This window comes from uncultured Amaricoccus sp., from assembly GCF_937891315.1.
Classification (GTDB): Bacteria; Pseudomonadota; Alphaproteobacteria; order Rhodobacterales; family Rhodobacteraceae; genus Amaricoccus.
On the sequence record NZ_CALAGI010000141.1, the window covers coordinates 54,690 to 80,906 of the forward strand.

General features: G+C 69.8%; 14 protein-coding genes and 1 pseudogene. 9 read left to right on the forward strand and 6 right to left on the reverse strand.

Going from position 1 to position 26,217, the window contains the following annotated elements; translation table 11 throughout:
* Positions 1-46: 46 nt before the first annotated feature.
* Genes dxs through Q0480_RS13830 form a run of 4 tightly spaced genes read right to left on the reverse strand, consistent with a single transcriptional unit; the run spans position 47 to position 4,052 of the window.
* The gene (gene dxs / locus Q0480_RS13815; protein ID WP_299133773.1) at positions 47-1,984 is read right to left on the reverse strand and encodes a 1-deoxy-D-xylulose-5-phosphate synthase; all 1,938 of its coding nucleotides are present in this window, start codon (positions 1,982-1,984) and stop codon (positions 47-49) included.
* A gap of 11 nt (positions 1,985-1,995) precedes the next feature.
* Positions 1,996-2,883: a farnesyl diphosphate synthase gene (locus tag Q0480_RS13820; protein ID WP_299133775.1), complete on the reverse strand. Its 888-nt coding sequence runs from the start codon at positions 2,881-2,883 to the stop codon at positions 1,996-1,998.
* A gap of 4 nt (positions 2,884-2,887) precedes the next feature.
* Positions 2,888-3,121, reverse strand: coding sequence for an exodeoxyribonuclease VII small subunit (locus Q0480_RS13825; protein ID WP_299133776.1), 234 nt, complete (start codon positions 3,119-3,121; stop codon positions 2,888-2,890).
* A complete protein-coding gene (locus tag Q0480_RS13830; protein WP_299133778.1) occupies positions 3,114-4,052 on the reverse strand; it encodes a histone deacetylase family protein in 939 nt (312 codons plus the stop codon). The genes Q0480_RS13825 and Q0480_RS13830 overlap by 8 nt, the downstream gene beginning before the upstream one ends.
* A 408-nt stretch (positions 4,053-4,460) precedes the next feature.
* On the opposite strand from Q0480_RS13830, the gene Q0480_RS13835 reads away from it, so the two are divergent.
* Positions 4,461-5,222 (forward strand): fumarylacetoacetate hydrolase family protein, encoded by a 762-nt coding sequence (locus tag Q0480_RS13835; protein ID WP_299133780.1) that lies wholly within the window; start codon positions 4,461-4,463, stop codon positions 5,220-5,222.
* 2 nt (positions 5,223-5,224) lie between these two features.
* Here the strand turns inward: Q0480_RS13835 and Q0480_RS13840 are convergent, their stop codons facing one another.
* Positions 5,225-6,235 (reverse strand): glycosyltransferase, encoded by a 1,011-nt coding sequence (locus Q0480_RS13840; protein WP_299133782.1) that lies wholly within the window; start codon positions 6,233-6,235, stop codon positions 5,225-5,227.
* Positions 6,236-6,365: 130 nt separating this feature from the next.
* Between Q0480_RS13840 and Q0480_RS13845 the strand changes: the two genes are divergently transcribed.
* The 6 genes from Q0480_RS13845 to Q0480_RS13870 all read left to right on the forward strand — a co-directional run bounded on the left by Q0480_RS13845 (position 6,366) and on the right by Q0480_RS13870 (position 22,131).
* Entirely contained in the window at positions 6,366-7,784 is a 1,419-nt protein-coding gene (locus tag Q0480_RS13845; RefSeq protein ID WP_299133783.1) for a hypothetical protein, read from the forward strand.
* Positions 7,785-7,803: 19 nt separating this feature from the next.
* Complete coding sequence (locus Q0480_RS13850) at positions 7,804-9,123, forward strand: glycosyltransferase family 4 protein (RefSeq protein ID WP_299133798.1); 1,320 nt, start codon at positions 7,804-7,806, stop codon at positions 9,121-9,123.
* A gap of 116 nt (positions 9,124-9,239) precedes the next feature.
* Positions 9,240-15,704 (forward strand): type I polyketide synthase, encoded by a 6,465-nt coding sequence (locus Q0480_RS13855; protein WP_299133785.1) that lies wholly within the window; start codon positions 9,240-9,242, stop codon positions 15,702-15,704.
* Positions 15,705-15,709: 5 nt separating this feature from the next.
* Positions 15,710-16,717 (forward strand): glycosyltransferase family 2 protein, encoded by a 1,008-nt coding sequence (locus tag Q0480_RS13860; RefSeq protein ID WP_299133786.1) that lies wholly within the window; start codon positions 15,710-15,712, stop codon positions 16,715-16,717.
* Positions 16,718-16,778: 61 nt separating this feature from the next.
* The gene (locus Q0480_RS13865; protein WP_299133788.1) at positions 16,779-21,413 is read left to right on the forward strand and encodes a MupA/Atu3671 family FMN-dependent luciferase-like monooxygenase; all 4,635 of its coding nucleotides are present in this window, start codon (positions 16,779-16,781) and stop codon (positions 21,411-21,413) included.
* A gap of 34 nt (positions 21,414-21,447) precedes the next feature.
* Entirely contained in the window at positions 21,448-22,131 is a 684-nt protein-coding gene (locus tag Q0480_RS13870) for a 4'-phosphopantetheinyl transferase (RefSeq protein WP_299133790.1), read from the forward strand.
* A 9-nt stretch (positions 22,132-22,140) separates the two neighbouring features.
* Here Q0480_RS13870 and Q0480_RS13875 read toward each other — a convergent pair whose 3' ends face one another.
* Positions 22,141-23,742 carry a GMC family oxidoreductase gene (locus Q0480_RS13875; RefSeq protein WP_299133792.1) on the reverse strand — a complete coding sequence of 534 codons (1,602 nt, stop codon included), beginning with the start codon at positions 23,740-23,742 and terminating at the stop codon, positions 22,141-22,143.
* Positions 23,743-23,934: 192 nt separating this feature from the next.
* Between Q0480_RS13875 and Q0480_RS13880 the strand changes: the two genes are divergently transcribed.
* The gene (locus Q0480_RS13880) at positions 23,935-24,900 is read left to right on the forward strand and encodes a hypothetical protein (protein ID WP_299133793.1); all 966 of its coding nucleotides are present in this window, start codon (positions 23,935-23,937) and stop codon (positions 24,898-24,900) included.
* Between the two features lie 131 nt (positions 24,901-25,031).
* A pseudogene (locus tag Q0480_RS13885) lies at positions 25,032-26,217 on the forward strand (hypothetical protein); the annotation flags it as partial.

The following is a 26,217-nucleotide window of genomic DNA, read 5'->3' on the forward strand; positions in this document are numbered from 1 at the left end:
CCCGGAGGGCGTTTCCGTCAAGTGAACAGGTTTTTCGCGTTGGCACTTAGGCCCGACGACCGCCGATCTGAGCGATGTCCAGCACGTCGAGCACCTTTGCCTCGATCTGCTCGGCGTTCATCCCGGCGACGGCGTACATGCGTGCTGGGCTGTCCTGGTCGATGAAAGTGTCGGGAAAGACCATGGAGCGGAATTTCAGGCCGCGGTCGAACACGCCGGCCTCCGCCAGCAACTGCGCGACATGGCTGCCGAAGCCGCCGATCGCGCCCTCCTCGATGGTGATCAGCGCCTGATGGCCGGCGGCGAGGCGCAGGATCAGGTCGCGGTCGAGCGGCTTGGCAAAGCGCGCATCGGCGATGGTCGGGCGGATGCCGCGCGCGCCGAGCGCCTCGGCGGCCTTCAGGCATTCCGCGAGCCGGGCGCCGAAGGACAGGATCGCGACCCCCGCACCCTCCAGCACCACCCGCCCCTTGCCGATTTCCAGTGGCCGGCCGCGCTCCGGCATCTCGACGCCAACCCCCTCGCCCCGCGGAAAGCGGAAGGCGCTCGGCCGGTCGTCGATGGCGGCCGCGGTGGCGACCATATGAACCAGCTCCGCCTCGTCCGCCGCCGCCATCACCACGAAATCCGGCAGGTTGGCGAGGAAGGCGACATCGAAGGCACCGGCGTGGGTCGGCCCGTCCGCGCCGACGAGGCCGGCGCGATCGATGGCGAAGCGCACCGGCAGCCGCTGGATCGCCACGTCATGAACCACCTGATCATAGCCGCGCTGCAGGAAGGTCGAATAGATCGCGCAGAACGGCTTCATCCCCGCGGCGGCCATGCCGGCGCAGAAGGTGACGCCATGCTGCTCGGCGATGCCGACGTCGAAGCAGCGTTTCGGGAACCGCTCGGCGAAGAGATCGAGGCCGGTGCCGTCCGGCATCGCGGCGGTCACCGCGACGATCCGTTCGTCCGCCTCGGCCTCGCGGATCAGGCTCCGGGCAAAGACCTTGGTGTAGGCCGGTGCGTTCGAGGGCGCCTTGGCCTGGGCGCCGGTGACAACGTCGAACTTGCCGACGCCGTGGTACTTGTCGGAGGCGCGCTCCGCCGGGGCATAGCCCTTGCCCTTCCGGGTCAGGGCGTGGATCAGCACCGGCCCGTGGGCGCGGGCCTTGACCGCGCGCAGGATCGACAGCAGCTGTTCCATGTCGTGCCCGTCGACCGGACCGATGTAGGAAAATCCGAGATCCTCGAACAACCGTCCACCGACGGTCGCGGCCTTGACGAGATCGCGCGCCCGTTTCGCCCCCTCGCGAAAGGGTCCGGGCAGCAGGCTGACCGCGCCCTTCGCGGCGGCGTAGAGATCCTGGAACGGCTCGCCCGCGTAGATCCGCGACAGATAGGAGGACATTGCGCCGACCGGCGGGGCGATCGACATCTCGTTGTCGTTCAGGATGACGAACAGCCGTTCCTTCATGTGACCGGCGTTGTTCAGCGCCTCATAGGCCATGCCGGCCGACATCGCGCCGTCGCCGATCACGCAGACCACCTCGCCCACGTCCGGCGCGCCAAGATCGCGGGCGACCGCGTAGCCGAGGCCCGCCGAGATCGAGGTCGAGGAATGCGCCGCGCCGAAGGCGTCGTAGGGGCTTTCCGCGCGCTTGGTAAAGCCCGAAAGCCCGCCCCCGGCGCGCAGCGTACGGATCCGGTCGCGCCGCCCGGTCAGGATCTTGTGCGGATAGCACTGATGGCCGACATCCCAGATCAGTTTGTCGGTCGGCGTGTTGAAGACCGCGTGGATCGCGACGGTCAGCTCGACCACCCCAAGTCCGGCGCCGAGATGTCCGCCGGTCACACTGACCGCCGAGATGGTCTCCGCGCGCAACTCCTCCGCCACCCGGGCGAGATCGGCGTTTGACAGGCCACGCAGATCGGCGGGCACCGCGATACGGTCGAGAAACGGGGTGCGAGGCGCGGAAACGGTGCCGGTGCCGTCGGTCATGCCAGTCTCCTTCAGGCGCCGCGGGCCAGGGCGAACTCGGCGGCGTTTCGCAGGTTCCCGGCGGCCGAGCCATAGGGCACCAGAGTGTCGCAGGCGCGCGCGACGAGTTCCTCGGCCAGCCCGCGCGCCCGGTCGATGCCAAGCAGCGAGACGAAGGTCGCCTTGCCGGCCGCGGCGTCCTTGCGCAGCCGCTTGCCCGTCACCTCGGGATCGCCCTCGACATCGAGGATATCGTCGCGGATCTGGAAGGCGAGGCCGAGGTCGGCGGCGTAGGCGCGCAGGGGCGCGATGTCGGACCGGCCGAGCACCGCGCCTGATTCCGCCGCCCAGATAATGAGCGCCCCGGTCTTCAGCCCCTGCAGCGCGCTGATCTGCTCGAGATCGAGCGGCGCGGCCGCGGTCTCGGCGGCGATGTCGAGCGCCTGGCCACCGACCATGCCCATCGCCCCCGCCGCCTGGGCGAGCCGCGTGATCAGCCGCACCTGCAGTCTGGGGTCAATCGCACCCTGTGGCGAGGCGAGGATCTCGAAGGCGAGCGCCTGAAGCGCGTCGCCAGCCAGGACCGCCGTCGCTTCGTCCCATTTCACGTGCACGGTTGGTTGGCCGCGGCGCAGGTCGTCATCGTCCATACAGGGCAGGTCGTCATGGATCAGGCTGTAGGCATGGACGCATTCGACCGCCGCGGCTGCCCGCAAGGCCTGGGCCGGCGGAACGCGGAAGAGCGCGGCGCTCTCCATCGCGAGATAGGCGCGCATCCGCTTGCCGCCCGACAGCGCGCCATGCCGCATCGCCGCCCCGAGCGTTGTGTCGGCCGCCGGCAACAGCGTTTCGAGCAGCGCCTCTACGCTGGCGGCCGCGTCGCCGAGGCGCGCGTGGAAGGCCGGGGCATCGGGCTGCATGGTGTCAGCCGATATCGACGGGGCGCGCGCCGATCCGACCGTCGGGACCTTGGGTGATTTCCGCGACCCGCGCCTCGGCGGCCTTGAGCTTGTCTTCGCAATGTCCGCGCAGCTCCGCGCCGCGGGCATAGAGCGCGATCGATTCCTCGAGCGGCACGTCGCCGGATTCCAGGCGGGCGACCACCTGCTCCAGTTCCTGCAGCGCCGTCTCGAAGCTCAGTTCCGCGACCTCAGCCATACCCGCGTTCCATCAAGGCCCGTACGTGCGTCGCCGCCGACGACGCGAGCGAGCCCAGATCATATCCACCTTCCAATGTCGAGACGACGCGGCCCTGGCAGACGCGATCGGCGACGTCGCACAGTCGGTTGGTGGCCCATGCGAAGTCGGCCTCGGTCAGGTTGAGATTGGCCAGCGGGTCGTGCGCATGGGCGTCGAAGCCGGCGGAGATGAAGATCATCTGCGGCTTGAACGCCTCCAGCGCCGGCAGGACGCGCGACAGCATCCCGGCGCGGAACACCTGGCCGCTCGCGCCCGCCGGCAGCGGCACATTGACGATCTGGCCGAAGGCGCCGGTCTCGTCGGCCGCGCCGGTTCCGGGGTAGAGCGGCATCTGCTGGGTCGAGGCGAAGAAGATGCGCGGATCGTTCCAGACGAGATCCTGCGTGCCGTTTCCGTGATGCACATCGAAGTCGACGATGCCGACGCGTTCCAGCCCGTGCGCCTCGAGCGCGTGGCGGGCGCCGATCACCACGTTGCCGAAGAAGCAGAAACCCATCGCGGTGCGGGTCTCCGCGTGGTGGCCCGGCGGGCGGATGGCACAGAAGGCATTGCGAACCTCGCCGGCCATCACCATGTCGACCGCCGCGCAGAGCGCGCCGGCCCCGCGGCGGGCCGCGGTCAGCGTCCAGGGGCCGATGAAGGTGTCGCCGTCGATCGAGGAAAGGCCCTGTGTCGGCGACTGGGCGACGAGCGCGGCGAGATGCTCCGCCGGATGCGCGCGAAGGATCTGGGCATCCGCGGCCAAGGGCGCGTCGACCCGCACCAGATAGGCGAATTCCTCGCCTTCGAGCGCGGCCAGCACGGCGAGCAGGCGACCCACCTGCTCCGGGTGGTCCGGCGGGGTTACGTGGGCGAGGCAATCGGAATGGGTGAGGAGCGCGGTGGACATGGCGCGACATTAGGCATTCGCCGCGCGACTTTCAAAGCCTATTCGAGGCCAATATCGAGGCACTGTCCCGGGATCTGATTCCAGAGCGATCGCATTTGGCGTGGCACTCGCTTTTCGTGCGATCCGCGGGCGGATCGCGCGGCCGCGCGCCCGGAGGAAACCCCGAAGGGCGCGAGGGGCGCGCATCCCCCGGACCTTTGGAGTCCGTTATGGGCATGTCCGGAATGACCGTCGCAGACGGTCGAGGCCATGAAGGGAAGGATACAGGAAGTAGAGCGCCAGATGCGATCGCCCGGAGGCCGGTTCGCCGTCCGCTTGACTTCGCGCGGGCGGCCGGCCCAGAGTTCGGCCAAGCGACGACGAGGCGGGACACCCGCCCGCGCCGAACTGTCCCGGGAGGACCATTTCATGAAATTCGGAACGCTCCGCGATGGTGGCCGCGACGGCCGTCTGGTGGTGGTCAGCCGCGATGTGACGCAAGCTTCCGACGCGCGGCATCTCGCGCCGACGTTGCAGCGCGCGCTGGATGACTGGGACGCCGTGTCCCCGGCCCTCCTGCTGATCGCGCGCGGCGTCGAGGCCGGCGCGCAGCCGGTCGGCCGGTTTCACGAACGGGAAGCGATGGCGCCCCTGCCCCGCGCCTACCAGTGGATCGAGGATGATGGAGGCGCGCCGCGCTGGCGCGTGAGCGAGGGCTTCGCGATGCCTCGGTCCGGCATGACCGCGGGCGAGGTCGCCGCCGGCGTCGCGGTGATTCTCGGCGATGTGGCGCTCGGGGCGGGTCCGGCGGAGGCCGCCGCCGCGATCCGTCTGGTGACGCTGGTTCAGACCTCGGCGGATGGCGGCGCGGCCTTTTCGCCGGTCGCGGTGACTCCGGATGAGCTTGGCGCCGGTTGGGATGGTTCCCGCCTGAGCACACCGCCGGCTGTCGAGGTGAACGGCCGGCCGGTGGAGGTCGGCGCCTCGGTCACGGATTTCGTAGCGCTGATCGTTCAGGCGGCGCGCGAGCGGGCCTTGCCGGCGGGAACCGTGGTCGGATCGCGGGCGATCGGGCGGTGGTTGCTCGGCCCGGGTGACCGGTGTCGGGTGGAATTGCGCGACGGCGCCGGCCATTCGATCCTCGGGGCGATCGAGCGCGCGGTCGAAACGGCCAATGTCGCCGCCGCCTGAGGCTACTTGTATTCGATGAGCCCGGCGCGGCGTCCAAGCAGGACACCGATCCGGTACTCCAGCACGCCGAGCATCTCGGGGAACTTGCCCAGCACGCCGAAGAAGGCGAACTCCCAGGCGGCACGGTCACCGATCCCTCCCCGCGCGGCCATGCGGACCACCTGCGCCGGATAGGCGAGCAAAAGCAGCAGGCCGAGCGGCGAGAACAGAAGCCCGATCCCCAGCGCCGCGACCGGCAGGGCCAGCCCCCAGATCAGTGCGCGGCGCGTCTCGCGCACCCAGTGTCGTTCGGGCGGCGCGCCATGCAGCGCCGCCCCCTCAGCGAAGGCGAAACCCGCGCGACGGGTCCGCCGCCACCATTGACCGAGCCGGGTGATCGCCGCGTCATGAAGCGTCATCTCGGCATCGAGCCGCCGGATCTTCCAGCCCTTCGCCCGCAGGCGCAGACAAAGCTCCGGCTCCTCGCCGGCGATCAGGCTCTCGCGAAAGCCGCCGACCGCCACGACGGCGCCCGCCCGCATCAGCGAGTCGCCGCCGCAGGCTCGTGCCTCACCGACCGGCGTGTCCCATTCCCGGTCGCACAGGCGGTTGTAGACCGACACCCCGGGCGCCCGCTCGCGCCGCCGGCCACAGGCGACCGCGACATCGGGATGGGCGTCAAGAAACGCTCGGGCGGTGGCGATCCAATCCGGCCGCAGTTCGCAATCGCCATCGACGAACTGCGCATAGGCGACCGGCCCAAGCGCGGCGAAACCTTCGTTGCGCGCGCGCGCGGCGGTGAAGGGCCGCGTGAGGTCGAGCGGCACCACCGTGGCGCCGGCCGCCCGGGCATTCGCGATGCTATCGTCGGTCGAGCCGGAATCGACATAGACCACCCGGTCCACGCTCCCCGCCAGCGAGGCGAGACAGGCAACGAGGCGCTGGCCTTCGTTGCGGCCGATCACCACGGCGCCGACGCCGGTCGCGACGGTCACCGGCGCGCCAGCGGGGGTCAGTTTTCCAGGATCGCGCATTGTCGCATTAATCCACTAGTCACCATCGGCTGACAACTTATGCGAGAGTGCGTGATTCGACCACCGTCGCGCGCCGCGGATGCTGGACCCGGAGAACCGAGGGCGGGCACGACGGAGAAACGACGAGCCGATGCCCAATGCCCTGGCCTATCTGATGCTGCTGGCCTGGCCGATGATCGCGGTCGTGCTCTATCAACGACTGCCGATCGAGCGGGCGCTGATCTGGTCGATTCTCGGCGCTTATCTCATCCTGCCGCCGCTGGCGAATTTCGACTTTCCGCTGATTCCGCCGTTCAACAAGATCTCGATCCCGAACCTCGTCGCCTTCGGCATCTGCGTTCTGATGCTCGGCCGGCGCATCCCGTTCCTGCCCGAGTCGGGGGTGGGCAAGGTGCTGATGCTGCTCTTTCTCATGAGCCCGGTCGCCACGGTGCTGACCAATTCGGACCCGATCTGGTTCAATGTCGGCGGCCTGCCGGGCTTGCGCGCGCATGATTCCATCTCGGCGGTGATCGGTCAGGCGATCGACATCCTGCCGTTCATCCTCGCGCGCCAGCTGCTGGCGACCGAAAAGGCGCAACGCGAGATCGTGCTGGCGCTGATGCTGGCGGGGCTCGCCTATTCGCTGCCGATGCTGGTCGAGATTCGCCTCAGCCCGCAGATCAACGTCTGGGTCTACGGTTTCTTCCAGCACGACTTCATCCAGATGATGCGCGACGGTGGCTTCCGGCCGATCGTCTTCCTGCCGCACGCGCTCTGGGTCGCCTTCTTCACGCTGATGGCGCTGCTCTCCGCGGTGGCGCTCTGGCGCGCCGAGCCGTCGAAGCGCGCGATGCACATGCTCGCCGCCGGCTATTTCGGCGTGTTGCTGGTGCTCTGCAAGAGCATGGCCTCGCTCGCCTACGCCCTGCTCCTCGTCCCGATCGTACGCTTCGCAAGCTTCCGCGCGCAGCTCCGCCTCGCGGCCGCCATGGCGCTGGTGGCGCTGTTCTTTCCGCTGCTGCGCGGCGCCGATCTGGTGCCGGTCAAGGCGATGCTGACCCAGGCCGAGGCGTTCAGCGAGGATCGCGCCGCCTCGCTCGCCTTCCGCTTCAACAACGAGAATCGCCTTCTCGACCGCGCCCGCGAGCGGCCGGCGTTCGGCTGGGGCGCCTGGGGGCGCAACCGGGTCTATGATCCACTGACCGGCAAGGATCTGTCGGTGATCGACGGCCGCTGGATCATCACCATCGGCACGTTCGGCTGGTTCGGCTATTTCGCCGAGTTCGGTCTGCTCGCCTGGCCGATCCTGCTGCTGGCACGCCGCGCGCGCCGGCTCGGCGCCGGCGAGATTCCACCCTACGCCGGCACGCTGGCGCTGATCCTCGCCGCGAACATGATCGACATGCTGCCGAACGCGACGCTGATCCCCTTCACCTGGCTGCTCGCCGGCGCCGCCCTCGGCTATGCCGAATCGCTTGGTCGCGCGCGGGCCGAAATTCCCGACACGCCGGCCGAGTCCGGCCCGGACGCCGTGCCGCCGCGTGACGAGCCGCGGACGATCCTGTGAGAAAAAGGCGGTGAACCAGATGCCATCCTCAACGCTCGGCGCCGCGCCGCTCGTTCACCCGGCGCGGCCGCGGGTCCTGGTGATCGCCGAAGCGGCGAATCCGGAATGGGTCAGCGTGCCGCTGGTCGGCTGGTCGCTGGCCAATGCGCTGCGATCCGTCGCCGACGTGCATATCGTAACCCAGATCCGCAATCGCGATGCCATCCGGCGCGCCGGGCTGATCGAGGGCGTCGATTTCACCGCGATCGATTCCGAGGCGCTGGCCCGGCCGCTCTGGGCCCTGGCCGGGGCGCTGCGCATGGGCGAGGGCAAGGGCTGGACCATGGTCCAGGCCATCGGTGCCGTCTCCTATCCCTATTTCGAGCATCTGGTCTGGAAGCGGTTCTCCGCCCGAATCCGCGCCGGCGAATTCGACATCGTGCATCGGGTGACCCCCCTCAGCCCGACCGTTTCGAGCCCGATCGCCGCGAAATGCCGCGCGGCCGGGGTGCCCTTCATGCTCGGCCCGCTGAACGGCGGCGTGCCCTGGCCCAAGGGGTTCGATTCCGAGCGCCGGCGCGAGCGGGAATGGCTGTCCTATGTGCGGGACGCCTACAAGCTCCTGCCGTCCCGGCGCGCGACGCTGGCGGCGGACGCGATCCTCGTCGGCTCGCACCATACCGAGAGCGAATTCCCGGCGCCGAGCCGCGCGCGCTGCGTCTATCTGCCGGAGAATGCGATCGACCCCGCGCGCTTCTCGCGCCGCGCGGCGCATGGCGAGGGGCCGCTCCGCGCCTGCTTCATCGGGCGGATGGTGCCCTACAAGGGGCCGGACATGCTGCTCGAAGCGGCGGCGCCCCTGCTGCGCGATGGCCGGGCGCGGCTCGACATGATCGGCGACGGGCCGATGCTGCCCGCTCTCAAGGAGCGGGCCGAGGCGGAGGGCATCGCCGCGAGCGTGGTTTTCCACGGCTGGCTCGATCACGCGAAGGTGCAGGACGTGGCCGCGGACTGCGGGCTCTTCGCCTTTCCCTCGATCCGCGAATTCGGCGGCGGCGTGGTGCTGGAGGCGATGGCGCTCGGGCTGGCGCCGCTCATCGTCGACTATGCCGGGCCGGGCGAGCTGGTAACCGGGTGCACCGGCTTCAAGGTGCCGCTCGGCTCCCGCGCCGAGATCGTCGCCGCCTTTCGCGCCGAGCTCGAACGCATCGCCGCGGACCCCGGCCAGCTCGCGCCGATCGGAGAACGGGCGCGGGCGCGGGTCGAGGCGCTCTTCACCTGGGATCGCAAGGCGGCGCAGGTCGCCGACGTCTATGACTGGGTGCTGAAACGCCGGCCGGAGCGGCCCGCGTTCTTCTGACGCATCGGGAGTGTTTCGGCTCGGGATTAACCATTCGTTGGGGATCTCCCTTAATACATGTCCCGCAACGGCATATATTGAGATTTTCCGCGATGGTCGACGCAGTCAATAATTCCATGACTAATCAGAACGACATCGCCATCGTCGGCATGGCCGCGCATCTTCCGGGCGCGAAATCCATCGGGGAATATTGGATAAACCTGCGCGACGGGATCGAGTCGATCCGCCGCCTCTCGGAGGAGGAACTGGTCGCCGCCGGCGAGACGCCCGACAGGCTCTGCCACCGCGACTATGTGCCGGCCGCGGCGCCGCTCGACGGATTCGAGATGTTCGATGGCGAGTTCTTCGGCTTCGGGCCGAAGGAATCGGCGATCCTCGATCCGCAGCACCGGCAGTTCATGGAAGTCGCCTGGGAGGCACTGGAAAACGCCGGCCATGTGCCGGAGCGGTTCGAGGGGCCGATCGGCGTCTTCGCCGGCTGCGGCATGGGCAGCTATTTCTATTTCAACATCTGCTCGAACCCCGATCTGGTCGAAAGCACGGGCATGTTCCTGCTGCGCCATACCGGAAACGACAAGGATTTCCTCGCCACCCGGGTCAGCCATGTGCTCGACCTCAAGGGGCCGAGCATCAATCTGCAGACCGCCTGCTCCACCTCACTGGTCGCGACACACTATGCCTGTCAGTCGCTGCTCAACGGCGAATGCGACATGGCGCTGGCCGGCGGCGTGACGATCGAGTTGCCGCAGGGCCGGGGCTATGTGTTCAAGGAAGGCGAGATCCTGTCGCCCGACGGGCATTGCCACGCCTTCGACCATCGCGCGCAAGGCACGGTCTTCGGCAGCGGCGCGGGCGTCGTCGTGTTGCGCCGCCTCGCGGACGCCATCGCCGACGGCGATCATATCTGGGCGGTGATCAAGGGCACCGCCGTCAACAATGACGGCGCGGCCAAGGCCGGCTATCTCGCGCCGAGCGTCGATGGCCAGGCGCGCGCGATCGCCGAGGCGCACGCGGTCGCCGGCGTCTCCGCCGAGACGATCGACTATGTCGAGTGCCACGGCACCGGAACCTATCTCGGCGATCCGATCGAGATCGCGGCGCTGACGGCGGCGTTCCGCGAGACGACCAGCGATGTCGGATTCTGCGGTGTCGGCTCGGTCAAGACCAACATCGGCCATACCGACACGGCGGCGGGGGTGGCGAGCCTCATCAAGGCGTCGCTCGCCCTCACCCATCGCCAGATTCCGCCGAGCCTGGGGTTCGAGGCGCCGAACCCCTCGATCGATTTCGAGACGAGCCCGTTCCGGGTGAACGCGGCGCTGCGTGACTGGCATTCGCACAAGGGGCCGCGGCGGGCGGGGATCAATTCGCTCGGTGTCGGCGGTACCAACGCCCACGCCGTGATCGAGGAAGCGCCGGAGCGGCCGGCGTCGGACGAGTCGGACTGGCCGTTCCAGATCCTGACGCTGTCCGGCCGATCGCGCGCGGCGCTCGATGCCAATGCCAGGGCGCTCGCCGCGCATCTGCGCGCCCATCCCGAGCAGCCGCTGGCCGATGTCGCCTGGACGCTGCGCCAGGGCCGGCGCGCCTTCGAGAAGCGGCGGGTTCTGGTGGCGGAAACCCACGAGGAGGCGGCGCGGCTTCTGGAGGCGAACGAGCCCCGGCGGGTCTTCAACCATTCGCTGGTGGCCGAGGATCCCGAGGTCGTCTTCATGTTCCCCGGCGGCGGCGCGCAATATGCCGGCATGGCGAGGGACCTCTACGAGACCGAGCCGGTGTTCGCGACCTGGATGGATCGCGGCCTCGACGTGCTCCAGCCGAAGCTCGACTATGATATCCGCGCGCTCTGGCTGCCCTCCGACGCCGACCATGCCGAGGCGGCGGAGCGGCTGAGGCGGCCTTCGGTCCAGCTGCCGCTGATCATGATCGTCGAATACGCGCTGGCGCAGCTCTGGATGTCCTGGGGCGTCCGGCCGGCGGCATTGGTCGGTCACAGCATGGGCGAGAACACCGCCGCCTGCCTCGCCGGGGTGATGTCCTTCGAGGATTGCGTCGGCCTCGTCCATCTGCGCGGCCAGCTGTTCGACACGGTGCCGGCGGGCGGCATGCTCAGCGTACCGATGGCGGCGGGTGACCTCGCGCCGCTGCTCGGCGCGGAACTCGATCTTGCCAGCGTCAACGCGCCGGAACTCAGCGTCGCCTCGGGGCCGCGAGCGGCGCTCGACGCGCTGGAGGAGACGCTGCGCGCGCGTGGCATCGAATGCCAGCGCATCCCGATCGATATCGCCGCGCATTCGCGCATGCTCGACCCGATCCTCGAACGGTTCGGCGCCTATCTGCGCTCGATCGAGCTCAAGGCGCCGACCATTCCCTTCGTCTCCAACCGCACCGGCGCCTTCATCACCGACGCCGAGGCGACCGATCCAGACTACTGGGTCCGCCATCTGCGCGGCACGGTGCGTTTCGCCGATTGTGTCACCACCCTCGCGCAGGAGCCGGACCGGATCTATCTCGAAGTCGGCCCCGGCAAGGCGTTGAGCTCGCTGACCCAGGCGCATGGCGCGGTTCCGGGCAATCAGGTGCTGAGCGCACTGCGTCATCCCGAGGAGAAGATCGCCGACGACGTCTATTTCCTGCAGGTGATCGGCCGGCTGTGGGCGACCGGCGTCAAGCTCGACTGGGAACCGATCTGGGGCGAGGCGAGGCGCCACCGCGTGCCGCTGCCCACCTACGCCTTCCAGCGCGCGTCCTATTTCATCGAGCCGGGCGCCGCGCGCGCGCCCGTCGCCGCGGCCCTGCCCACGCGCGCGGCCGACATCGCGGGCTGGGGCTGGCGCCCGGTCTGGCGCCCCCGCCTCGCCGAAACCGAGATCGACGTCGAGACCGACCTCGACGCGACGACGCCCGCGACCTGGCTGGTCTTCGTCGACGACGCCGGCCTCGGGGCGCGGGTCGCGGCACGGCTGCGCGGCGCCGCGCATCGCGTGGTCGAGGTCCATCCCGGCGACGCCTTCGGCCGCTCGGCCGACGATCGCTACGTCATCGCCCCCGAGCGGGGACGTGAGGGCTACGACCTCTTGATCCGCGACCTGGTCGCCCGGGGCGCGGCGCCGTCGCGGGTCGCGCATTTCTGGCTGACGACCGAGAAGGAGACCTTCCGGCCCGGCAGCAGCTTCTTTCACCGCAATCAGGAGCGCGGCTTCTTCAGCCTGCTGTTCCTCGCCCAGGCGCTCAGCGCCGAGAACCTGCCGACGCCGCTGCATGTCTCGGTCGTCACCTCCGGTGGCGCGCAGGTGCGGGACGAAGCCCTGCCCTATCCGGAGAAAGCCACCATCCAGGGACCGGCCCGCGTCATCCCGCGCGAATTGCCCGGCATCACCTGCGCCACGCTCGACATCGAGCTGCCGAAGCCCGCCGAGCGCGGCGGCTGGCTGCCCGCCACCGTCGCCGCCCGCCGCGAGGCCGGCGAGGCGCTCGAACGGCTCGCGACCCGGGTGCTCGAGGATCTGCTGGCACGTCCTGCCAATCTCACCGCCGCCATCCGCGGCGACAAGCGTTTCGAGCTCGCCTTTCGCCCGACGCCGCTGGAACCCGCGGCGGCGCCCGTGCCGCGCGAGGGCGGCGTCTGCCTCATCACCGGTGGCTTCGGCGGCATCGGCCTCAGCGTCGCCGAGGAACTGGTCCGCGCCCGCGGTACACGGCTCGTTCTGCTGAGCCGCGCCGCCCTGCCGCCCCGCGCGGGCTGGGACGCCCATCTGCGCGGCCATGGCCCGTTCGATCCGACCAGCTTGCGCATCCGCGCCGTCCAGCGGCTGGAATCGCTCGGCGCCGAGGTGATGGTGGCCGAGGCCGACGTTTGCAATGTCGAGCAGATGCGCGCGGCGATCGCGGCGGCGACCGAGCGGTTCGGCGGGATCGACGGCGTCGTGCACGCGGCCGGCGTCGTCAAGGACGGGCCGCTGCTCGCCAAGACTTCCTCCGCCGTCGAGGACGTGTTCACCCCGAAGATCCACGGCACCCAAGTGCTGCATGAACTCTTCCCGGACGGATCGCTCGACTGGCTCGTGCTCTTCTCCTCGACGAGCACGGTGACCGCGCCCGCCGGGCAGATCGATTATGTCGCGGCGAACGAATATCTCAACGCCTACGCCAAGAGCCGGCGCGGCGGGCTGACCCGGGTCGTCGCGATCGACTGGGGCATCTGGAACGAGGTCGGCATGGCCGCCGCCGCGCTCGCCGAACGCACCGGCGACCGCCCGCCGGCCCCGGTCGAGCCGGCGCATGCGCCGCTGCTCGATCAGGCGACCTTCGACGCGGCCGGCAATCGGCTGTTCACCGCGAACTATTCGACCGAAGGCCGCTGGCTGCTCGACGGCCACCGTACCGCGGCGGGCGACGCGCTCATTCCCGGCACCGGCTATCTCGAACTCGCGGCCGAGGCCCTGCGCGCCCATGGCGAAACCGGACCGTTCGAGCTGCGCGATCTCTTTTTCCTGCGCCCGTTCCAGGTCGCGGACGACAAGCCGCGCGAAGCCCGGATCCGGCTCATCCGCGCCGAGGAGGGCTATGGTTTCGAGGTGCGCAGCGCCTGCGAGGTGAACGGCCGCCCGGCGTTCGAACTGAACGCACAGGCGACCGTCGCCCTTGCCGCGCTGCCGCGCCCCGCGCCGCTCGATCTCGCGGCGATCGCCGGCCGCTGCCCGGACAAGCGCGCGGCGCGGCCGGGCGAAACGCTCGTCTCGCCGCAGGAGCGGCACCTGCGTTTCGGCCCGCGCTGGCGGGTGCTGCGCGCCATGGCCTACGGATCCGGCGAGGGCATCGCGACGCTGCGCCTGCCCGACGCCTTCGTCGGCGACCTCGCGGCCGGCTATCTGCTGCACCCCGCTCTGCTCGATCTCGCGACCGGCTGGGCGATGGAACTGGTCGCCGGCTACGAACCGACCCACCTCTGGGTGCCGGTCTCCTACCGCTCGGCCCGCGTGCATGGAACCCTGCCGGCCGAAATCGTCAGCTGGGCCCGGATCTCCGAGGGCGACGGCGCCTTCGCCAGCTTCGACGTAACCCTCTGCGACCCGAGCGGCGCGGTGGTGATGGAGGTGGCGGGTTTCACCATCCGCCGGCTCGAGAGCGACACGGGCTTCACCCATGCCCGCAAGCCCGGACCGGGCGAGGTCGAGTTCGAGGAAGGCGACGCCAGCCGCGCGCCGCTGTCGCAGGCGGAGGAACGGCTGCTGCGCAACCTGTCGCTCGGCATCCTGCCGCGCGAGGGGGCGGAGGCCTTCGGCCGCGCGCTTGCCAGCGGCCAATCGCAGATCGTCGTCTCTTCGCTCGATCTCGACGCGCTGATCGCCCAAGCCGCCGAGAGCGGCGTGGTCGAGCTGACCTCTGGTCAGAAGTTCAAGCGGCCGGAGCTCGACAGCGATTACGTCGAGCCGCGCAACGATATCGAGCGGATGCTGGCCGGCTTCTGGGAAGAACTGCTCGGCGTGTCGAACGTCGGCATCGAAGACAGCTTCTTCGACCTTGGCGGCCATTCGCTGATCGCGGTGCGCCTGTTCGTGATGATCAAGAAGGCCTATCGCGTCGAATTCCCGATCTCGGTGCTGTTCGAGGCGCCGACCATCGCCAAATGCGCCGCTCTGATCGCCGAGCGGGCGGGGATCTCGCCCGACACGCCGGAGGGGACCGAGCCGGCGGCCAAGGTCGCGACGCGGCGCTTTACCCATCTCGTGGCGATGCACGACGGCGAGGGCGGCCCGAAGACGCCGTTCTTCCTCGTGGCGGGCATGTTCGGCAATGTGCTGAACCTGCGCCATCTCGCGCATCTCGTCGGATCGGACCGGCCGTTCTATGGCCTTCAGGCCCGCGGCCTCTATGGCGACGACGCGCCGCATGCGACCCTGGCCGAGGCGGCGCGCGACTATATCGCGGAGGTCCGCGCGGTTCAGCCGCGTGGACCCTATCTGCTCGGCGGTTTTTCGGGCGGCGGCATCACCGCCTACGAGATGGCCCGCCAGCTCGAGGCCGAGGGCGAGGAGGTGGCGCTGCTCGTCATGCTCGACACACCGCTGCCGATGCGCCCGGTGCTCGGCCGCGTCGATCGCGCCCTGATGAAATGGCAGCAGATCCGCGCCAAGGGCGCGGGTTATTTCGTCGAATGGGCCCGCGACCGCGCGCAATGGGAGCTCGGCAAGCTGCGCGCCCGCTTCGAGGAGGTCGAGGCGACGCCGGAGCACCAGTTCCACAACGAGGCGATCGAGGCCGCGTTCCTCGCCGCCCTGCCGGTCTATGATCTGCGGTCCTGGCAAGGACCGCTGGTGCTGTTCCGCCCGGCGCTCGACAAGGTATGGAAGGTGTCGCGCGGCCGCTGGGTCGATAGCGAGCGCGAATATGTCTATGAAGACAACGACTGGACCCGCTGGGCGCCCGCGACGCAGGTGTTCGAGGTGCCGGGCGACCATGATTCCATGGTGCTGGAGCCCAATGTCCGCGTGCTCGCCGCGCGGATCAAGGCTTGCGTCGAGGCGGCGGAGGCCCGCCACCGACCGGGCTTCGACCCGGTCGCCACGGCGGCGGAGTAGGCGCGATGACCGGGCCGGGCGTGCTGACCATCATCCTCAACTACAAGACCGCCGAGATGACGCTCGATTCGGTCCGCGCCGCCCTGCGCGAAATGGCAGGCATCGCGGGTGAGATCATCGTGGTCGACAACGACTCGCGCGACGGCTCGTTCGAGGCGCTGACGGCGGCGGTCGCGACCGAGGGCTGGACCGGCCGGGTGCGTGTGCTCGCCGCCGGCCATAACGGCGGCTATGGCGCTGGCAACAACGTCGGTATCCGCGCGGGGTTCGCGAACGGCGAGCGGCCGGACTATGTCTATATCCTGAATTCCGACGCCTTCCCCGACCCGGGCGCGATCCGGGTGCTGGTGGACTATCTCGAGCGCCATCCCGCCGTCGGGTTCGCCGGCAGCTATATTCACGGGCCGGACGGCGAGCCGCACATGACCGCCTTCCGCTTTCCCACGCTGCTCGGCGAACTGGAGGGCGCGACGCGCATGGGGCCGGTGTCGCGCCTGCTCGCCGACCATGTGGTCCCGCTGCCGGTCCCCGAGGAGACGCGGCCGGTGGACTGGCTGGCGGGCGCCAGCGTCATGGCCCGGCGGACCATGCTCGACGAGATCGGCCTCTTCGACGAGCAGTTCTTTCTCTATTACGAGGAGACGGACCTCTGTCGCCGCGCGAACCGGGCGGGCTGGCCGACGATCTATGTCCGCGAGAGCAGCGTGACCCATATCGGCTCGGTCTCGACCGGAGCCAAGGGCTGGAAGCGGGTGCCGGGCTACTGGCTCGACTCGCGGCTCCACTATTTCACCAAGAACCACGGCCCGGCCTATGCCGCCGGGGCGACGCTGGTCTCGGTACTCGGCGGCCTGCTCTGGCGAGGGCGGCGCTTCCTGCAGGGCGAGCCGAACACCGATCCGCCCTATCTGCAGCGCGACCTCGTCACCCATTGCCTGCGCGCGCCCTTCCGTCGGGCAAAGCCCGCGCCGCGTCCCGCGCAGGCTGCGATCGCCGCGCCCGATACGCCTTGAGTATCCGCGCCACCCGACATCCCGCGGACCCGTTTCCCGCGCCCGCTATCCGGAGAGTTTCATGAGTTCCTTTTCCTGCGTGGTCATCGGCAACGAGTCGCTCCTGATCCAGTGCGGCGAGATCCTGCTCGCCCGCGGCCACCGGCTGGAAGCGGTGGTGACCCGCAACGGCGAGGTGCGGGCCTGGGCGCTGGGGAAGGCACTCCGGGTCGAGGCGCCGGGCGCCGATCTCGCCGACCGGCTGCGCGATCTTTCCTTCGACTGGCTGTTCAGCATCGCCAATCTTTCGATCATCCCCGAAGCGGTGCTGGCCCAGGCGGGCAAGGGCGCGATCAATTTCCATGACGGCCCGCTGCCGCGTTACGCCGGCCTGAACGCGCCGGTCTGGGCGATCATCAATGGCGAGCCCGGCCACGGCATCACCTGGCACATGATCGAAGGCGGGGTGGACGAGGGCGACATCCTCGAACAGCGGCTGTTCGAACTCGCGCCCGAGGAGACGGCGCTGACGCTGAACACCAAATGCTACGCCGCGGCGATCGACGGCTTCGGCGCGCTGCTGACCGGGATCGAGATCGGCGGTCCGGCGCGCAGGCCGCAGGACCTGACGCTGCGTTCCTATTTCGCGCGCGCGGCGCGGCCGGCCGCCGCGGCGCGGCTCGACTTCCGCCGCGACGCCGAGGATCTCGCGGCGTTGGCGCGGGGTCTCGACCATGGCACCTACTGGAACCCGCTCGCCGCGCCCAAGATCGAAATCGGCGGCCGGCCCTTCCTCGTCGGCGCCGCCGAGGTCACAGGTCGCGATCCCGGTCCGGCGCCGGGCACCGTCCTCGAAGTCACCGAGGAACGGATTGTCGTGGCGACCGGCTCGGCGCCGATAGCACTTGGCGGCCTGACCGATCTCACCGGCGCGCCGATCTGCCCGAAATCTGTCTTGACGGTCGGCGACACGCTGCCCTCGCTCGATCCGGCGGCGGCGCAGGCGATGACCGAGGCGATGGCGCGCACCATCGAGGCCGAACCCTTCTGGCGCCGGCGTCTGCGCGCGCTTGATCCCGCCGAACTGCCGCAGACCCGGACCGCCGCCGACGGCGCGCTGGCGCGGCGGACTTTGCCGCTGCCGGCCGGACTCGCCGGCGACCGGCTCCTCGCCGCGATCGGCGCCTGGGTCGCGCGGGTCGGCGGCAAGCCGAGCTTCGACCTCGCCTATCGCGACGCCCCCCTCGCCGCGCGCGCCGACGCCGCGCCGGGTTATGTCGCGGGCTGGGTGCCGGTTCGCTTCGAGGCCGAGCTCGACGAGGCGACGAGCTTCGCCGTCGCGGCCGCCGCCTTCGAGGCCGAGCTCGCGGCGGTCCGCGCCAAGGGCGGTTTCGCGCTCGATCTCGTCGCCCGCGACCGGACCATTCCCGGTCTCTCGACGCCGCAGGTCGGTATCGTCCTCGGCGCGGCCGAGATGATTCCCGGCACCTGCCTCACCATCGCGCTCTCAGGCCCGGGCGCCACGCTGCATTACGACACCGCGCGGCTCGCCGAGGCGGATGTCGATACGCTGACCGAACGGCTGTCGCTGCTGCTCGGCGCGGTCGCCGAGGCGGGCGGCGACGTCCTGCCGGTCTCGCGTCTGCCGATCATGCCGGCGACGGAGCGCGCGCGCATCCTCCACGCCTGGAACGACACCGCGACCCCGTTCGACCGCGAGGCCTGCGTCCATCAGCTGTTCGAAGCCCAGGTCGCGCGCACGCCCGACGCGATCGCCGTGGTCTTCGAGGGCGAGGCGCTGACCTACGCCGAGCTCGACGGCCGGGCCAACCGCGTGGCCCATGCTCTTCGCGGCCTGGGGGTGGGACCCGACGTGCTCGTCGGCCTCTTCATGCCGCGCTCGCTCGAACTGTTGATCGGGGCGATCGCGATCCACAAGGCGGGCGGCGGCTATGTGCCGCTCGACCCCGCCTACCCCGCCGACCGGATCGCGCTCTATATCGAGGATAGCGAGGCGCCGGTCATCCTCTCCCGCTCCGACATCGCGGGCCAGCTGCCGGATCACGCGGCCGAGGTGCTCATCCTCGACGGCGACCCCCGCATCGCCGCCGCGCCCGCGACCCCGGTCGAGAGCGGCGTCGCGTCGGGAAACCTCGCCTATGTCATCTATACCTCCGGCTCCACCGGTCGCCCCAAGGGCGTGATGATCGAGCATCGCAACGTCTCGAACTTCTTCACCGGCATGGACGCGCGGATCAGCCATGAAGCCGGAAGCGTCTGGCTCGCGGTCACCAGCCTTTCGTTCGACATCTCGGTGCTGGAACTGTTCTGGACCCTGTCGCGCGGCTTCAAGGTCGTGCTCTCCAGCGACGAGAACCGCGCGCTCGTCTCCAGCGGCCGGCTCGCCATCACCGAGAAAGCGATGGATTTCAGCCTGTTCTACTGGGGCAACGACGACGGCGTCGGACCGAAGAAATATGAGCTGCTGCTCGAAGGCGCGAAATTCGCCGACCAGAACGGCTTCTGCGCGGTCTGGACCCCGGAGCGACATTTCCATGCCTTCGGCGGCCCCTATCCGAACCCTTCGGTAACGGGCGCGGCGGTGGCGGCGGTGACGAAGAATCTCGCCGTGCGCGCGGGCAGCTGCGTGACGCCGCTGCACCATCCGGCGCGCATCGCCGAGGAATGGGCGGTGATCGACAATCTGACCAACGGGCGCGTCGGCATCGCCGTCGCCTCCGGCTGGCAGCCCGACGATTTCGTGCTCCGCCCCGAGAACACGCCGCCCGCCAACAAGCAGGCGATGCTCGACGGCATCGAGACCCTGCGCAAGCTCTGGCGCGGCGAGGCGGTCGAGTTCCCGACGAAATCCGGCGCGCCCTTCGCCGTCGTCACCCAGCCGCGCCCCGTCTCGAAGGAGCTGCCGATCTGGGTCACCACCGCCGGCAATCCCGACACCTGGAAGGAAGCCGGCGCGGTCGGGGCGAACGTGCTCACCCACCTCCTCGGCCAGAGCATCGACGAGGTGGCCGACAAGATCGGCATCTATCATCAGGCGCTGCGCGCGTCGGGCCGCGATCCGGCACGGCACAAGGTGACGCTGATGCTGCACAGCTATGTCGGCGCCGACCGCGAACTGGTTCGCGAGATCGCGCGCGAGCCGATGAAGGACTATCTGCGCGCCGCGGCGGCCCTCATCAAGCAATATGCCTGGGCGTTCCCGGCCTTCAAGAAACCGGCCGGCGTCACCAACCCGATGCAGCTTGATCTGCAAACCCTGACCGACGACGAGCTGGACGGCATCCTCGAATTCGCCTTCCGCCGCTATTTCGAGGATTCCGGCCTGTTCGGCACGGTCGAAGACTGCCTTGCGCGGGTCGAGCAGCTGAAGCGGATCGGCGTCGACGAGATCGCCTGTCTCATCGACTACGGCATCCCGACCGCCAAGGTGCTGGAAGGCCTGCGTCCGCTGGCCGAGGTCCTGCGCCGGTCGAACGCGCCGAGCAGCGTGGCCGAGGGCGACTATTCCATCGCCGCGCAGATCCTGCGCCACCGGGTCACGCATCTGCAATGCACGCCCTCGATGGCGCGGATGATCTCGATGAACGACGAGGCGCGCTACGCGCTCGGCAGGATCAGCCATCTGATGGTCGGGGGCGAGCCGCTGCCCGGTACGCTGGTCGCGGAGTTCGGCAAGGTGACGCGGGCCACGGTCGAGAACATGTACGGGCCAACCGAGACCACCATCTGGTCTTCGACCGAGCGGGCGAGCGCCGCGGATGCGATCGTCAATATCGGCACACCGATCGCCAATACCCAGCTCTATGTGCTCGATGGCCACGGCGACCTCTCCCCGGTCGGCGTTCCGGGCGAGCTCTATATCGGTGGCGCGGGCGTGGCCCGCGGCTACTGGCGGCGCGCGGATCTGACGGCGGAGCGGTTCGTCGCCGATCCCTTCGCCGGCGGGACCGCGCGCATGTACCGTACCGGCGATCTCGTGCGCTGGCGCTCGGACGGCAAGCTCGACTTCATCGGCCGCGCCGACCATCAGGTGAAGATCCGCGGCTACCGGATCGAACTCGGCGAGATCGAGGCGCTGATCGAGAGCGCGCCGGGCGTGCGCCAGGCGGTGGTCGTGGTGCGCGAGGATACACCGGGCAATCCGCGGCTCGTCGCCTATCTGACCGGCGACGCCGCCGTGACCGAGACGGAGCTGCGCGAGCGACTCGGCGCCGCGCTGCCCGACTACATGGTGCCGACGCATTTCGTCGCGCTCGAAGCCTTTCCGCTGACCCCGAACAAGAAGGTCGATCGCAAGGCCCTGCCCGTGCCGGACGCCTCGGGCGAGGCGCGTCGGTCCGAGAGCTTCGTCGCACCGGAGAACGATATCGAGAAGGAGATCGCCACCATCTGGAAGCGCATCCTCGGCGTGAAGGAAGTCGGGTCCAGGGACAGCTTCTTCGCGCTCGGCGGCCATTCGCTGCTGGCGGTGCAGGCGCATCGCGAGATCCGCGACACGCTCGGTGCGACCAAGCTCACCATCACCGACATCTTCCGCTTCCCGACGCTGGCCGCGCTGGCCGCCCATCTCGACGATCGGCCGAAGGGTCCGGAAACGGCGGGCGTCGATCCGGTGAAGCTGGCCGAACGGGCCCAGGCGCGGTCCGATGCCATGTCGAAGCGCCGCGAGATGCGGGCGACCCGGCGGGTGATGTGAACCAGCGGACGATCCCGGCGCGGCGGCCGGCGCGATGATACCCCGGTCGGTCAACGTCGCCGCCCGGCTCGACGCGGCCGCGCGGGACATCTTCCCGGCGGGCCTGGGCGTCGCGGTCCTCGATCCGCGCGTGTTCTACGCCGGCCTCGCGCCGGACGAGGCGGCGGCGCTCGCCGGGACCGTGCCGCGGCGGGCGCGGGAATTCACCGCCGGCCGGGTCACCGCCCGCCGCGCGATGCGCGAGATCGGCTTTCTCGACCAGTCGGTGCCCGCCGGCGTCGATCGCGCGCCGATCTGGCCCGACGGTCTGGTCGGTTCGATCGCGCACAGCGCGGAGCACTGCGTCGCGGTCGTCGCCCCGGCGGCGGACTGGATCTCGCTCGGCGTCGATATCGAGCCCGACGCGCCGCTGGAAGAAGCGCTCTGGGACAGCGTGTTGCGGCCGGAGGAACTCGCCTGGCTCGATGCGCGCCCCGCGGGGGACCGCGCCCGGCTCGCCCGACTGATCTTCAGCGCCAAGGAATGCGCCTACAAGTGCCAGTATCCGCTGACCCGCGCCCTGCTCGATTTCGATGATTTCTCGATCGCGATCGAAGCGGGCGCCTTCCATGCGCGCTTCCAGCGCCCGGTCAGTCCCTTCGGGCAAGGCGCCGCCCTTTCCGGCCGCTGGACCGCCGCCGAGGGCGCGCTTCTCACCGCGCTCGCCCTGCGCCCCTGACGGCGCGCCTCACGTCCCGTATTGCGCGCCGGCCGCGTCGCGTGCCTGCGCGGCGGCGACGATCGCATCGGCGACGCGCAGCGCGTTCGCGGCGATCGTCAGGCTCGGGTTGATCCCGGTCGAGGTCGGCATGAAGGACGCGTCCGAGACATAGAGATTGTCGATCCCATGCGCCTTGCAGCTGGCATCGAAGGCACTGGTCCGCGGATCGGTCCCGAAGCGGGCCGTGCCGCAGGCGTGCGACAACGACAGCTCGGGTCCCATGTGCAGGTAGGAGGACCGCTGCCGGCCGAGGCCGGTCTTGATCATCCGCCGGAAGATCCGCCGCCGCGCCAGCAGTTCGGCGGTCAGCGTGTATTCGAACTCGATCCGCTCGGGGCGTGCCGGGTCGAAGACGATCCGGTTGTGCCGGTACGGCAGGTCTTCGAGCAGACCCTGGAAGATGCGGGCATCGCCGAAGATCTTCGCCCCGGCGAAGGCCGGCACCCGCGCGAAGGCGCGCAGCGGCGTCAGGCGGCGGAGGGTCGACTGGTCGAACCTCTCCTTCAGATACTTGACGATATCGCCATAGGAGGCGCTGAGGCCCATCGACTGGAAATGGCCGTAGCGCACGCCGTCCCGCTGATAGAAGTCGCGCACCGAGATGGTATTGACCGGGCCGGTGAAATCCGCGCGGCGCTCCGGCCAGACGGCGATCCGCTCGTAGAGCTTGAACATCAGGTTGCCGCCGATCACGCCCGAGTCGTTCGCCACACCGTTCGGCCAGTCCGCGCTGGTCGAGGCGAGCAGGATCCGCGGCGTGCCGAAGGTGCCGGCCGCCAGCACGAAGCGACGCGCGCGCAGGCGAAGCCGCTCGCCGCCACGCACGGCCTCGAGATGGGTGATCCGGTCCCGTGTCCCGCGCAGCGCCCGGATCTCGCACCGATCGAGGAGCGCCGCGCGCCCCGTCGAGAGCGCCGGCTCGACACCCGCCGAGCGCCCGTCCATCTTGCAGTCGCGCCCGCATTTGCGCCCGAAGCATTCCGCGCAGCCGGGCAGGTAGCGCACCCCGACATGCTTGCGATAGGGATGCAGCCCCTCGCGCCGGAAGGCCGCGATCATCGCCGCGTCGCCCTCCGACAGCGGCGGCGCCTGGCGCAGCGTCCGCGGCGGATCGGGCGTCAGCGGATCGGGTTCGCCGCAGACATCGAGGATCTGCTCGGCCATCTCGAAATAGGGCAGCATCTCGTCATAACTGACCGGCCAGCCGCCGGTCGGATGCGGGATCTCGGCGCTGTCGTCGATATCATGCCGCTCGGGCCGCTCCAGCGTCGCGGCGTAGAAGGCCGATGTTCCGCCCACCCCGGTGCCGAATGGCCCATAGAGCGTGGTGGATCGTCCGTCGATCACCTGATGGATCGGCCGCGGCCAGTAGCCGAGCGCCGCCCGCTCGTCCGGGTCCTCGACGTCGGGCATCCATTCCGACGCCTCGGCGCGCGGCGCGTTCGGTCCGGTCTCGACATAGAGCACCGACAGGCCGCGCTCGGCGAGCCGCCGCCCGACCACGCCGCCGCCCATCCCGGCGCCGACGACGATCACATCCCATTCCTTGTCGACGAGATGCGCGGTCATCTCACGCGACCAACCGGGCAGCGGAGCGGCGGCCCCGCCCCCAAGACACAAGAACTCCGAAAGGCACGGCCATCACATACTCCGGAAAGTCCGGGACTAAAGTCATTCTTAATCGTTACCTTCGAATGAAGATCATGGCCTGAATGTCGGACGCGGATCGCGCCGGGGCCTCTGAGCGGAGGAGACGCGCCGATGCCCCCGAACCCGATCCGGAAGCTCCGGCGCGCCCTTCCCGCGCTGGTCCTGCTCGTCGTCTCGGCCTGCGGCGCGCTCTCCCGCTGCGCCGCGCCGCGCCCGCTCGACGACGTCTCGATGGCCGCGCTCTACGCGAATCCGCCGCCGCCGCCCGCCGGGCCGCTCGCGGTCTTCCATCTCGGCCACAGCCTTGTCGGACGCGACATGCCCGCGATGCTCGCCCAGCTCTCGGGTCCCGGCGCGCGCTATGACAGTCAGCTCGGCTGGGGAACCCCTCTGAAGGCGCATTGGGGCGACGCCGCGATCAACGGCTTCGACGCCGAGAACGCGCATCCCCGCTTCCGCGACGCGAAGGAGGCCCTGGCGAGCGGCGACTACGACGCCGTGGTCCTGACCGAGATGGTCGAGATCCGCGATGCGATCCGATCCTTCGCCAGCTGGGACTATCTCGCCCGCTGGGCGAAGCTTGCCTGGGAGGGCGATCCGGCGGCGCGGGTCTATCTCTACGAGACCTGGCATCCGCTCGACGATCCGGAGGGTTGGCTGAACCGGCTCGACCGCGACCCGAAGCGTTACTGGGAGGACGAGATCCTGCGCCCCGCCCTCGCCGCCGACGGGGGGCGCCCGATCTATGTCATCCCCGCCGGCGACGTGCTGGCCGCCTTTTCCCGGGCGGTCGCGGCCCGCGGCGGCCTGGACGGGATCGCGGGGCCGGAGGATCTCTTCGCGCTGATGCCCGATGGCGCGCGGGACCAGATCCATCTGGGTGATCTCGGCGCCTATCTCGTCGCGCTGACGCACTATGCCGTGCTCTATCAGCGGAGCCCCGTCGGCCTGCCCTACGCGCTGCTCCGCGCCGATGGAACTCCGGCGACGGCGCCGGGCGCGGAGGCCGCGCGGCTGATGCAGGAAACCGTCTGGCAGGTGGTGCGTGGCCACCCGCTGACCGGCGTACCCAGGTAACGCCGCCGATTTACCAACCAGCCGCGCCGAACTGGAGCGGCCAGGCCCCGCGGGCTAGTCTGCGCGGGATCGGACTGGCGGCGGGACCGCGGCCCGATGCCACCGCCTCCGCGCACTGAAGGAAACGCCCGATGGGGGAATATTCGCTCGCCGACGACGTGCTCTTCATTGGTCACAGTCTGGTCGGAACCGAAATCCCGCGAATGCTGGCCGACGTGGTTCAATCCCGCGGTGGCGCGGGCAAGGTGACATACCAGGTCATCAACGGCACCCCGCTCGTCTGGAACTGGGAGCATTCGGCCGAGGCGGAGGGCCTGCCAAGGGTGCTCCACGGCGAATGGGGCGATCCGTTCGACGCCCCCTCGCCGAAGCTCGCCGCCCGGCTCCAGCAAATCGCATGGCAGGTCGCCGGGCCCCATGTCGGCCCTGGCCCGCGCCGCGCCGAGGCGCCGGCCACCGGGTCGATGCTGATTCCGGTCCGCCTCGACGTCGTGGCGCCGGCGGCCGCGGCACCCGAGGTCGCGCCCGCCCAGGGTCTCGCCAATCCGTCGCTGGCCATGGGGTTGAACGGGATTTCCGACTGGTCGACCGAGCATCCCTTTCTCGATCTGATGAAATCCGCCCGCGCCTGGACCGGCCACCTGCCCGGCCAGTGGGGCGGCTGGTCGGACCTTGAGCTCCGCGCCGGCGGCTATCTCGACGCCGACGGCTGGCTGAAGTCGATGCCGGAGGAGCTGGAAGGCGTTGCGACCATCCTGCTCACCGACCAGCCGGCCGAGGCGAAGGCTCTCGCCGGGCGCTACCGCGTCGCCTACGAGGGCGAGGGGACGCTGGAGATCATGGGCGCCATCGGCAACGTCGTGCGCCGCCCGGGCGAGATCCGTTTCGACTTCACCCCCGGTGGGCCGGGCAGCATGGTGGTGCTGACCATCAAGGCGACCGACCCGAATGGCACCGGCGACTATCTCCGCGACATCCGCGTGGTCCGCGAGGAGAACATCGCCCTCGACGAGGCGGGGGCGCTGTTCGATCCGGTCTGGATCGCGCGCATCGGCGACCTGCGGATGGTCCGCTTCATGGACTGGATGGCGGCCAACGACTCGCCGGTGACGGACTGGGCGCAACGGCCAGAACCAGGCGACTATACCTATTCCGCCGCTGGCGTTCCGGTCGAGGTGATGGTAGCGCTCGCCAACCAGATCGGCGCCGATCCTTGGTTCACCATGCCGCACCAGGCCGACGACGCCTATGTCAGGGCCTTCGCCACCTACGTCCGCGACCATCTCGATCCGCGGCTCAGGGCGCATGTCGAATATT

Excerpts from the sequence above, each read along its gene's own strand:
- dxs (WP_299133773.1), bottom strand. The coding sequence starts at position 1,984 with ATGACCGACGGCACCGGCACCGTTTCCGCGCCTCGCACCCCGTTTCTC.
- Q0480_RS13820 (WP_299133775.1), bottom strand. The coding sequence starts at position 2,883 with ATGCAGCCCGATGCCCCGGCCTTCCACGCGCGCCTCGGCGACGCGGCC.
- Q0480_RS13825 (WP_299133776.1), bottom strand. The coding sequence starts at position 3,121 with ATGGCTGAGGTCGCGGAACTGAGCTTCGAGACGGCGCTGCAGGAACTG.
- Q0480_RS13830 (WP_299133778.1), bottom strand. The coding sequence starts at position 4,052 with ATGTCCACCGCGCTCCTCACCCATTCCGATTGCCTCGCCCACGTAACC.
- Q0480_RS13835 (WP_299133780.1), top strand. The coding sequence starts at position 4,461 with ATGAAATTCGGAACGCTCCGCGATGGTGGCCGCGACGGCCGTCTGGTG.
- Q0480_RS13840 (WP_299133782.1), bottom strand. The coding sequence starts at position 6,235 with ATGCGCGATCCTGGAAAACTGACCCCCGCTGGCGCGCCGGTGACCGTC.
- Q0480_RS13845 (WP_299133783.1), top strand. The coding sequence starts at position 6,366 with ATGCCCAATGCCCTGGCCTATCTGATGCTGCTGGCCTGGCCGATGATC.
- Q0480_RS13850 (WP_299133798.1), top strand. The coding sequence starts at position 7,804 with ATGCCATCCTCAACGCTCGGCGCCGCGCCGCTCGTTCACCCGGCGCGG.
- Q0480_RS13855 (WP_299133785.1), top strand. The coding sequence starts at position 9,240 with ATGACTAATCAGAACGACATCGCCATCGTCGGCATGGCCGCGCATCTT.
- Q0480_RS13860 (WP_299133786.1), top strand. The coding sequence starts at position 15,710 with ATGACCGGGCCGGGCGTGCTGACCATCATCCTCAACTACAAGACCGCC.
- Q0480_RS13865 (WP_299133788.1), top strand. The coding sequence starts at position 16,779 with ATGAGTTCCTTTTCCTGCGTGGTCATCGGCAACGAGTCGCTCCTGATC.
- Q0480_RS13870 (WP_299133790.1), top strand. The coding sequence starts at position 21,448 with ATGATACCCCGGTCGGTCAACGTCGCCGCCCGGCTCGACGCGGCCGCG.
- Q0480_RS13875 (WP_299133792.1), bottom strand. The coding sequence starts at position 23,742 with ATGACCGCGCATCTCGTCGACAAGGAATGGGATGTGATCGTCGTCGGC.
- Q0480_RS13880 (WP_299133793.1), top strand. The coding sequence starts at position 23,935 with ATGCCCCCGAACCCGATCCGGAAGCTCCGGCGCGCCCTTCCCGCGCTG.